General features: G+C 54.0%; 13 protein-coding genes, 7 tRNA genes and 1 rRNA gene. 10 read left to right on the top strand and 11 right to left on the bottom strand.

Annotation, left to right across the window (positions count from 1 at the left end; translation table 11 throughout):
- The first annotated feature begins 130 nt into the window (after window positions 1-130).
- From B5G40_RS16325 to B5G40_RS16290, 8 genes are all read left to right on the top strand, one after another.
- Window positions 131-206, top strand: a tRNA-Lys gene (locus B5G40_RS16325).
- 2 nt (window positions 207-208) lie between these two features.
- Window positions 209-283 (top strand) — tRNA-Glu (locus B5G40_RS16320).
- A 130-nt stretch (window positions 284-413) separates the two neighbouring features.
- A 5S ribosomal RNA gene (rrf, locus tag B5G40_RS16315) occupies window positions 414-529 on the top strand.
- Window positions 530-570: 41 nt separating this feature from the next.
- Window positions 571-646 (top strand) — tRNA-Asn (locus B5G40_RS16310).
- 64 nt (window positions 647-710) lie between these two features.
- Window positions 711-787: transfer RNA gene (locus B5G40_RS16305), tRNA-Ile, on the top strand.
- 3 nt (window positions 788-790) lie between these two features.
- A tRNA-Trp gene (locus tag B5G40_RS16300) sits at window positions 791-866 on the top strand.
- 41 nt (window positions 867-907) lie between these two features.
- Window positions 908-984: transfer RNA gene (locus tag B5G40_RS16295), tRNA-Asp, on the top strand.
- A gap of 4 nt (window positions 985-988) precedes the next feature.
- Window positions 989-1,064, top strand: a tRNA-Thr gene (locus B5G40_RS16290).
- Window positions 1,065-1,202: 138 nt separating this feature from the next.
- Here the strand turns inward: B5G40_RS16290 and B5G40_RS16285 are convergent.
- The 10 genes from B5G40_RS16285 to B5G40_RS16235 form a co-directional block, all read right to left on the bottom strand.
- Window positions 1,203-1,397, bottom strand: coding sequence for a hypothetical protein (locus B5G40_RS16285; protein WP_087400692.1), 195 nt, complete (start codon window positions 1,395-1,397; stop codon window positions 1,203-1,205).
- A gap of 67 nt (window positions 1,398-1,464) precedes the next feature.
- Window positions 1,465-2,142, bottom strand: a complete 678-nt coding sequence (locus tag B5G40_RS16280) for a hypothetical protein (protein ID WP_087400690.1) — start codon at window positions 2,140-2,142, stop codon at window positions 1,465-1,467.
- Between the two features lie 389 nt (window positions 2,143-2,531).
- Entirely contained in the window at window positions 2,532-2,765 is a 234-nt protein-coding gene (locus tag B5G40_RS16275; protein ID WP_087400688.1) for a hypothetical protein, read from the bottom strand.
- Window positions 2,762-3,052, bottom strand: a complete 291-nt coding sequence (locus B5G40_RS16270; protein ID WP_087390713.1) for a hypothetical protein — start codon at window positions 3,050-3,052, stop codon at window positions 2,762-2,764. Before B5G40_RS16270 ends, B5G40_RS16275 begins: the two co-directional genes overlap by 4 nt.
- Before the next feature lie 12 nt (window positions 3,053-3,064).
- Window positions 3,065-3,256, bottom strand: a complete 192-nt coding sequence (locus tag B5G40_RS16265) for a hypothetical protein (RefSeq protein WP_087390710.1) — start codon at window positions 3,254-3,256, stop codon at window positions 3,065-3,067.
- Window positions 3,249-3,623: a hypothetical protein gene (locus tag B5G40_RS16260; protein ID WP_087400686.1), complete on the bottom strand. Its 375-nt coding sequence runs from the start codon at window positions 3,621-3,623 to the stop codon at window positions 3,249-3,251. Before B5G40_RS16260 ends, B5G40_RS16265 begins: the two co-directional genes overlap by 8 nt.
- Window positions 3,620-3,970: a hypothetical protein gene (locus B5G40_RS16255; RefSeq protein WP_087400684.1), complete on the bottom strand. Its 351-nt coding sequence runs from the start codon at window positions 3,968-3,970 to the stop codon at window positions 3,620-3,622. The genes B5G40_RS16260 and B5G40_RS16255 overlap by 4 nt, the downstream gene beginning before the upstream one ends.
- 129 nt (window positions 3,971-4,099) lie before the next feature.
- A complete protein-coding gene (locus B5G40_RS16250) occupies window positions 4,100-6,346 on the bottom strand; it encodes a phage/plasmid primase, P4 family (RefSeq protein WP_087400682.1) in 2,247 nt (748 codons plus the stop codon).
- Between the two features lie 4 nt (window positions 6,347-6,350).
- Window positions 6,351-6,740 carry a hypothetical protein gene (locus B5G40_RS16245; protein ID WP_087400681.1) on the bottom strand — a complete coding sequence of 130 codons (390 nt, stop codon included), beginning with the start codon at window positions 6,738-6,740 and terminating at the stop codon, window positions 6,351-6,353.
- A gap of 195 nt (window positions 6,741-6,935) precedes the next feature.
- Window positions 6,936-7,124: a hypothetical protein gene (locus tag B5G40_RS16235; protein ID WP_087400677.1), complete on the bottom strand. Its 189-nt coding sequence runs from the start codon at window positions 7,122-7,124 to the stop codon at window positions 6,936-6,938.
- Between the two features lie 155 nt (window positions 7,125-7,279).
- On the opposite strand from B5G40_RS16235, the gene B5G40_RS16230 reads away from it, so the two are divergent.
- Window positions 7,280-7,903, top strand: a complete 624-nt coding sequence (locus B5G40_RS16230) for a helix-turn-helix domain-containing protein (RefSeq protein ID WP_087400675.1) — start codon at window positions 7,280-7,282, stop codon at window positions 7,901-7,903.
- A 3-nt stretch (window positions 7,904-7,906) separates the two neighbouring features.
- A complete protein-coding gene (locus B5G40_RS16225) occupies window positions 7,907-9,106 on the top strand; it encodes a tyrosine-type recombinase/integrase (protein WP_087400673.1) in 1,200 nt (399 codons plus the stop codon).
- Window positions 9,107-9,201: 95 nt separating this feature from the next.
- On the opposite strand, the gene B5G40_RS17220 is transcribed toward B5G40_RS16225, so the two are convergent.
- Window positions 9,202-9,470 (bottom strand): hypothetical protein (locus tag B5G40_RS17220; RefSeq protein ID WP_206407263.1); only part of this gene is annotated, 269 nt, incomplete at its 5' end.

Genomic DNA, 9,470 nt, shown 5'->3' with positions numbered 1-9,470 from the left:
AGCGCGGTAACGCGTGCAGCTGACCGATACTAATAAGCCGAGGGCTTGACCTTAACATGATGATTGCAGGCGCTTGCCTGATACTGAGACTGCATTGTTCGGTTTTGAGGGTGCTGACAAAGCTCCAGATGCGCCTTTAGCTCAGCTGGTAGAGCAACTGACTCTTAATCAGTGGGTCCCCGGTTCGAATCCGTGAAGGCGCACCAATGGCCCGTTGGTCAAGCGGCTAAGACGGCGGCCTCTCACGCCGCAAACGTGGGTTCGATTCCCGCACGGGTCACCAATTTTTTTAAAATTGGTCTTGACAGTGAGAAGAAAATAGAATATAATAACTTATCGTTGAGAAAGACGGTAAGGAGAGAAAAGTTCAGATGAAGTTTTCTTTGCTTACTTTCTTTTTCAAAAGAAAGTAAGTTGGTGTTGATTGCGGTGAGGGTCCACCCGTTCTCATCCCGAACACGGAAGTTAAGCTCACCTGCGCCGAAAATACTTGTCTGGAGACGGACCGGGAAGATAGGTAACGCCAACACAAAGAAGGGTCTGGTCTGACCAGACCGGGCCCTTTTACATTCCTCCTTAGCTCAGTCGGTAGAGCATGCGGCTGTTAACCGCAGGGTCGTTGGTTCGAGTCCAACAGGGGGAGCCAGACAATGTGGCTCGCCGCCACAAGTGTGACGGCGAGCCTCTTTTTAAGACAGTTGGATCGGTATGGGCCTTTAGCTCAGTTGGTTAGAGCAGCCGGCTCATAACCGGCCGGTCCACGGTTCGAGCCCGTGAAGGCCCACCATTTAGGGGTATAGCTCAGCTGGTAGAGCATCGGTCTCCAAAACCGAGTGCCGAGGGTTCGAATCCTTCTGCCCCTGCCAAACAAATATTCAGCCTTTGCTGTGGATATAGATATCACGATGGCGCGGTAGTTCAGTTGGTTAGAACGCCGGCCTGTCACGCCGGAGGTCGAGGGTTCAAGTCCCTTCCGCGTCGCCATTATGCTGCTATAGCTCAGTCGGTAGAGCGCATCCTTGGTAAGGATGAGGTCGCCAGTTCAAATCTGGCTAGCAGCTCCACACAAACCCGTTGTCCCACAAGGGATAGCGGGTTTTTACTATTTCTGGAAGTTCTCTTGAGGGGCAAAAAGGATTGAGCAAAGGATTGAGGTAGGGCAAAAAATGAGCCGGGGATTGCTCCCCGGCCCCATTTTTATATCAGATAATCACATACTGTTTCTTCATATCTTCCAGCATCTTCACGGCCTCCAGCCTTTCGCTGGGCGTTGCGTCTGGATCGTCCCTTACACGGCGGAGAGCTAACACCTGTGCCTTGACTTCGGCCCGCTCCCGCTCGTGGCGCTCTCTCCGGGCCTGCTCATTTTTGCGGCGGGTTTCCTGGGATTTATTCATTTCTGCTCCTTCCTCTGCTTGTTATATGCCTCCATATGGCTTTTGGGTAAACACTCGGCTCCCCCCTTTAGAAATTCGACACCATGTCTCCAGAGAGCTGCTCCCACTTCTGGCTCATAGCTGTAGTGTGGGCCGGGGTGGTGCGGTGCAAGCCGCCGCCCCCGCGCCCGCTGCAATAGTTGCTGATCTCCACAAGGTCGTCAAAGTTCCTCATGGTGCTGTTCTTTCCGTTGCCGATTTGGTCGCATAGCGTATAAAGCAGCCCACGGGTTTTCGCATCGGTGCGCTTTTTATCGTCTGCAAGTTCCTTTGCGGTCTTGCTGATAAGCCGCAACATGGTAATGTTGTCGTCGTACTTGCTCACCAGGGAAAACACACCGTCAACGGTTAGGATGCCCGATTTCAGCAGTTCTAGGGCGTTGGCGTCGATGGCGTCAGGGTCAACGGTGGAGCTGGCCCGCACATCGCTTTCAAGGTCGCGCCGGATTGCCTCTTTCTGCCGGTCAAACTCCGCCCACACTCGGCTCTCTGTTGCCTTGAAAGTGTGTTCAGCCTCCAGCAGCTCCGCCTTTGCCCGCTGCCGTCTTAGGTCGTTCTCGCCCCGGTAGGTTTCCGCTCTCCACGCCTGGGCGTCGGTGTTGGCTTTCTGCGCGGCCTGGAGCTGGTTCCATGCCTCCATGTATTCCTCGCGGGCGGTCTTAAAGGCCGTATCAAGGCGCTGGGCGTATTTGTTGTACTGGCTCATTTAACTATTCTCCTTTCGGCTGTTGCAAAGCGTCCACAAGGCGCAAGTTTCTTTACAGGTGGTAAAAAAGTGCTTATCTGCAAACGGGCACCGCTGCCCTGTCACGGGCGGCGCGCCGGTTACAATTCCGCATCCGCTTTCCGTGTATCGGGCGCATTGTGTGGTACACTTGGAGCGGAATGGGCAGTCTCCCCAGGTTTTGGGGCGCTTTTCCTCTACGATTTTCGGGGGCGGCGGAACATGCCCCACTTCAAACTCTCCATAGGTTGTTGTGATAGTCGGGGCATACTCGATGGAATTTCCCACACGGCGAAACTTGCGCCCCAGCTCGTCCCGCTCCCAGGAGCCGGGTTCAATATTGCTCATTTTTGTATCATCCTTTCTATCAATCAATCAATTACGCAGAAATAGTCTGGAATTTCATACCGCAAAATCCGGTCAAGGTCATCCATGCTGTTTCCACACAGCACCCGAACAAAGGTCCCTTTTGCTGCTATCAGGTCATCCACGGTGCCGGTCTGTTCTCCCCCGTTTGACGTGCGAAACAGAATAGTGAGCCGCTTCCCGCGTTTGCGGTCAATATAGTCTGCAATACGGCGCAGTCTGGTCTTGATCTCGTTCATAGTTCATCGCTCTCCAATTCTGGAAACTCCAGCTTTCCAACCTCCACGGCCTCGTCGATCAGTTGATACAGGGACAGGCTCAAAGCGTCTATTCCCTCCACGGGATGGGGATAGAGTACGATCCGCCGTCCGTCCGGGGTGTATGCGCCGTGTTGCATCAGATATTGCTCCGGGGTCAGGGGCGTGTGAAACTCGCTGCCGCCCACCACAATGAACGTTGTCAGCGTGGGCCGCTGACTGTCCACATAGTCAGACAGCAGCCGCAACCGCTCTTTAATGCTTGGCAATTCCTCACCCCCTCAAACGTCAACCACTATCACAGTTTTGCATGGTTTCAAAAAATCGTGGGCCTGTTCCTCACTATGAAAATCCCGCTGGAGTGCGCCACGGTAGACTGTCCAGCCGGTTTCAGTTTGGTGCATGATACCCACGCCGGGGCCGGGAATTGCTCTTTTCAGCCGGTCAAGGCGGGATTCGATGTTTTTAACCATTCGATTCATCCTTCCATCGTTCAAGTTCGGTCAGACGGTCCAGTACGTCGGTCAGCTCTGTGAATTTCAAATTGAAGTCAAGCAGGGTTCGTGCCGCTGATATTTGGGCGGGGCTGGCCTCTGTGTCATCGGTTACAATTTGGCCCAGACGGTCAATCGCGGCGGTCAGGTTCTGCCGCAGTTGCATGGTTGCGCTGTTCAAGAGTTCGGCGGCTGCCTGCTTGTAAGCGGCGGAAAACTCCGGGTCTTTTATGTACTCCCGCAAGGTGCTTTCTCCAATCCCTGCGGCCTTTGCCGCCTCCGCCCTTGTACGGCTCACAAGGAGGGCTTGCAGGGCTTTTTCTTTACGTGGTGTTATGAGTATCACCCCCTTTCTCTGGTGGTTTCTGCGGCTTTCTGGCGGTCATAGAGGGCAATCCAATCATGGAGGCACATGGTCACAAGCCACGGCTCACGGCTGCGCCGGTGGAACAGGGTGGGCGCTCCATCGTGGAATTTCTCTGCGTCCCTCATGGCCTGTTTCATGGCCTCCGGCACGTTCAGACGCTCCACGCGCTTGACTTCGATATGTACCCCTGGGAGGCCGGACAAGTCCGGCACCTCACCAAAGGACAGGGAACCGCCCCGCTCGACGGGATAGCCATACTCACGGAGCAGGGCGGCAAGCTCCCGCTCGCCGTCTGCGCCCTTGCGCTGGGAGGATTTACCCGGCAATATCTCGCCTCCTTTCCACGGGCGGGTTACGGCTGGTTACGGTTAAAAACATACTTTTCAAAAATTAAAAATGACCCTTTTCTTATAGGGAGGCTTGTATTCAGCCGTAACCTGCCGTAACCCAAAACTTCAAACCGTTGCGGCATAAGGGTTTCCAAACTTTGCCTCCAAGTCAAGTCGTAACCCCAGCCACGCTTTTCTGTTCTTCGGGCGTATTTTTTGGAACCCCGCCGCCTCCATTGTGGTATCAAAGTCGTTAAGCCGCCGCACATAATCGCCGGTGCTTTCCGCCCACTCTCTGTATTCTCGGTAAAGGTCTGCGGCCCCCACACGGGCGTTTGGCTCTCTGATACATCGTTCATTGATGAAGTTTGTCAACCAGTCCTCCCGCTCCCTATATGCCTCGGTTGCCGCCTCCACCACTTCGGGGATCTGGAGCCGCAAACCGTTGCGGACAAAATTCACCGCGCCCTCAATGGCCCATGACAGGATAGCGCCGCCCGCCTCCTTCACCAGCACTTCGGCATAGTTCTGTATGCCCGTCCCTGCCGGTATGGTGGCGTTGAACGGTACAACGATCAGCCGCCGCCATGTCCCATTATCGGTGGAGCCGACACGGGGGAGGTGGTTAGTGAATAAGACAAGTGTATGGGTTTGTTTCACCGTCTCCGGCTGCTTGAATTTTTCTTCAATCACAAGGCGGTCTGTACTGGCAAGCTGCTTTAGTGTCGCAACGCTCAACCGTTGGTGTTCCTCCAATTCCCCAGTGACTACCAGCCGCCGCCCTCGGAGGGTTGCAAGGGCGGCGCCCTTGTTGGCCCGGTCAGTGGTTATCACCTTAATGTCGATACTGCCGGTATAGTCTCCCAGGACAGCGCCCAGGGCATTGAAATAGGTGCTTTTGCCGTTGCGCCCGCCGCCGTAGGCAATAATAATGCCCTCCTGATAAACCGCCCCAATTAGTGACATACCGGCCACAAGCTGGAGAAAACCCCTCACGCTACCGTCACCGCAAGTAATGGTGTCAAGAAATGCACTCCACATCTCGCTCCCTTTAGTGTCAGGCCCGGTCTGCGTGATCTGGCTGCAATATGCGCCCCGCTCGTGTGGGCGGAGCCGCCCGGTGGTCAATTCCACAATGCCGGCGGGGGTGTTTAGGTCAAACGGATTTGCGTCCAGCTTGTCCGCCTTGATGACAAGGGCCGGTTTAGACAGTTCCAGCATATTCTTAATGCGGACGGCGTTCCGGCTGTTCTTGGCGTGGGTGAGATACGCTTTTGCCCTTGCTGCGTCGGCTTTCGCCTTTTCCAGCGCGTCGGCATCCTCCGCCGCCCCTGTTTCCGCATGTTTTGCCGTGGCCTCGGCCACTTGGAGCAACGCCGCCCGGTTTTCCTCTTTTGCCTCCTGCAACATCTTTTCAGACAGCTCCAGCGCCCAGGCGGTGGCTTTGTGGTCGTCCCGCTCCCAGCGTTGACCATTCCACCACAACCAGCCCAGGGCATCGGTATATAGTAGGTCATCCCGATACACACGGGAGAACACGACGGCGTTTCCGGCGTCGGAGTAATCCGGGGGCTTTATGCTGTCTGTGGCGGCGGCAACCGGCCCCCGCTCATAGCGTCCAGTGCTCTGGCAAATGGTCTCGATCTCCCGTTTGCTCAACGGAGGGTCACAGCGGGTCTTGTTAGCCTCCATCATAGCGGCGGTAATCTCCGCCACAGTCAGCCCCTTTGCCCGGAGTGAGGCGGCAAGACGGAACATCTCTTCATTCCGCCGCCCCTCTGTGATTTTTCCGGGGGCCTCCTTGCTCTTTGCCTGTTTGGGCTTGTCCCTCTTGCCCTGGAGCATAAGCTTGTGGAGCCAGTCGGGAAGAGTGGCAAGAGGTACGCTTGTTGGTGTGCTGCTGGCCTCCCACTCGTAGGCCCGCCCGGTTCCAGGATGGATAGACGGCGGGGCAATCACATAGCCGCCCGCCCCCCGATAGTCCAGGCCGGGGGCAAATCCAGCCCCAACGGTCAAAGCCGGATCATTACAAGCAAAATAGTAATGAACACCGCCGCTGCCGGTTAAGCAAGTCCATGTGTCAGGTAGTTTCCCATGCTGCCGCTCCAGGTCTGCAAGTGTTTCGTCCCCATACTTTCCCGCATCATGGTTTGTGTCCACGTCCAGTACCATCAGACCGCCGCCGGTAGCAATGGCGATATTGTACGCACTGTTACCGCCCCACCACTCCGCAATTTGGGCTGTATCTGTGGTAGCGTCCTTGCATCCGTGAGGGGTGGCCGGTATCTTGCCATTGCAGGGGAATACCCGCAAGCCCATATTCTTCGCATAGTAATCAGCATAACGATGTAATAGGCTTTTCGCCTCTGGCACAATATCACCCCTCAGCTTGTTCAATGGCCCTTGCCGTTTTCATAATTTCTCTGGCCCGGTGGCGCATGGAGCGGACACAAGCGGCCTTTTCGTCTGCCGTGCTGGGTAAGAAATATCCCGTTGCGTTATCGGCGCAAATTGGTGTCCCGGCCCGACGTTCCCGCTCAATCATCAGGCGGACGGTTCTTCCGTCAACCTCCAGCAGCTTTTTCAGGTGCCGTAGCGGGACGGCGTTCTCTCGGCCTCTACTCAAGAAATCTGAAACTCTGCGTTGACGGCCCGCCACCGTCGTGGTAAGATAATCATAGGAAATAGCCGCCCTGCCAAAAGCCGCCGTTTCCGTCGCCTCCGCCCGTGTTGCCTCACGGGTGGGGGCTTTTTCTTTTGTGTTCATGCTTTCACCTCGCTTTTCATGTTCGCTGCCGCCTCCGCCTCCAGTTGCTGGAGAAAAAGGGCCATGTTGATTTTGTACTCCTGCCCTACTCGCAGACATGGGGCCGCTCCGCTTTTACAAAGTCCTCTAATGTACCCCTGGGCAAGTCCCGTGATCCGGCTTGCTCCACTGATACCCTGATAGGGCGCGTCCGGGTCAAATTTCCGCTTTGCCATCTGCTTTACCTCCGCCCCCTTCCCTTTCAGCTGCCAATCGTGCGGCCCGTCGCTGCCAGTATTTGCGATTGTTCTCCCGCACCTTGTCCGGGTTTTTGCGCCTCCACTCCCGGAAATACTCGGCCCGCGCTGCTCGCGCCTGTTCATCGATCCTCTTTTCTGAATCCAAAATCTGCACTTCCTTTCTGTTGTTTTTATCTTGACAAATTGCGCTTTACTTGGTACAATCGCAGTATAGCATAAGGCAAAGGAAAATGCAAGTATTTCGAAATATTATAAAATAAATTCAACAGAAACGGATTTTTCTTCTTGGGAGGTCAGATAATGGCAAGAAAAAAAGAATCAGCATACGAAACAGAGAAATACCCCTTCCCATCCCGGTTGCGTAAGCTCATGGAGGTAACAAAGACCACGCAGCGGGAACTTGCCCTTGCTATCGGTGTACGCCCTCAAACGGTCAGCTTATATGTGCAGGGGCAAAGCTTCCCAGACGTTAATGGCCTCGCAAAGATTGCCAACTTTTTTTATGTGTCCGCTGACTATCTAATCGGAAATTCTGAAATGCCAAACGCGGATATGGTCATGCAGGACATTCATAAAATAACTGGACTGTCCGCAGGTGCCATTTGCAAATTGCAAAATATCTTTGATAAAAACAGGGAAACAGCCTTTTCTGATATTATTTCTCTGTTGATTGAAGATTCTAATGCTGAATACTACCTTGCGATCATTGCAGAACTAATCTCATACTCTTTTGACAACTCTGGAGGAAAAATAATCCAAGTGGACGTTGACGGTACAGATATGACAATATCAAAAGAGAAAATGCTTAAAACGATTTTCCAAGTTAATTTAATTGATGGTCTGCCCCAGATTTGTGAGGCGTATAAACGGGAGTTTGCAATCTCGCCAGCACAACGGAAAAAAGAAACGGAAGGGGAAGAATAAGCAATGGCCAGCACTAAATTGATGGAAACAAAAGACGGGAAACGCTTTTTCAAAATCAGCGTGTCCCGTGGATATGGCAAGACGCCCTATACTATGCGCTGGTACTGGCCAGACGGCTGGAGCAAACGGAGTGTCGAGCGGGAATTAAAGAAGGTTTCCGCCGAATTTGAGCGGGCCTGTTCCGCCGGTGAAGTGCTGAACCGCTCCCAGGAAAAAGAAAAAGCCGCCCAGGAGGCCGCAGAGGCGGCAAAGCTGAAAACAGTCCGGCAATATGCGGACGGCGTGTTTATGCCCACCAAAGAGGCCACATTTTCCGAAAATGCCCGGTCAAGCTATCGGATGTTCCTGGATAAGCATATCCTCCCAGTGCTGGGGGATGTGCTGCTGGTGGAAGTCTCCCCGGCCATGATCTCAAAGCTACTGATAGATTTCCAGCGGGCCGGATATGCCCATGCTACAACAGTGAAACTGTACAACATTCTAAACGGCATTTTTGAAATGGCCTTTTTGGATGACAGCATCCCCATGAACCCCATGCTGAAGGTGAAACGGCCAGCGCCCAGGAAGGACGAACAGCCCAAAGAGGAAAGCGACAAGGCATATACCGTGCAGGAGTTATCCTATATCCTCTCCTGTGCCGCCCAGGAGCCGCTGCAATGGCAAACATATATTTCCCTGGCCGCTGATACCGGCCTCCGCCGTGGGGAGTGCTGCGGCCTCCAATGGGGCGATATTGACTTTAAGGCTGGGGCGGTGACAGTGCGGCGCAATCTGCAATACACGGCTGCGGCTGGGGTTTATGCCACAAGCCCAAAGAATGGCAAGGTGCGGGTGGTGGATGTGGGGCCGGACACGCTGGCCCTGCTGAAACAGCTCCGGGAGAAACAGGCGCAATCCTGCATTTCAAAGTGGTGCTTTACCCAGGAGGGAACAGCGGAGCCGATGCACCCCCAAAGCCCCACCAGGTATTTTCAGAAGTTCGGACAACGGTACGGTGTCAAGGATTTCCACCCCCACAAGCTCCGGCACAGCTCCGCCTCCATAGCGATCACCAACGGCGCGGATGTGGTCAGCGTATCGGAGCGGCTGGGCCATAGCGACACGGCGGTAACGCTGCGGATGTACGCCCACGCCAATGAGGAAAGCATCCGGCGGGCCGGGCAGACTGTCCGGGACGCATTACGGAACGCACAAAACGGATAAAAAAGAGCGGTGCGGATTTCCGCATCGCTTTTTCATGCCCTCTGAAAAGGATTGAGCAAAGGATTGAGCTACACGCTAAAAGGATTGAGGTAAGGCTATAACAATCTACGACAAAGCACAACAGGGGAAAACCGTAAATCCATTGTGCCACAATGGGTACAAGGTTTAAGATACGACAAAATACAGTAAGCTAAAACAGGGCCAACTATAATTGGTAAGGATGAGGTCCCCAGTTCAAATCTGGGTAGCAGCTCCACAAGAAGGTCGCTTTTCTTTTGAAAAGCGGCCTTTTCTTCTAAAATTCGCAACAATTTTTGAAATATTAAATTTTTCCATTTGCTATTGACCACAGAACCAGCCACAG

The sequence above is a fragment of the Flavonifractor sp. An9 genome (assembly GCF_002161245.1).
Classification (GTDB): Bacteria; Bacillota; Clostridia; order Oscillospirales; family Oscillospiraceae; genus Flavonifractor; species Flavonifractor avicola.
The sequence above is the reverse complement of the archived record's forward strand: the minus strand, read 5'-3'. Positions and strand labels throughout refer to the sequence as shown.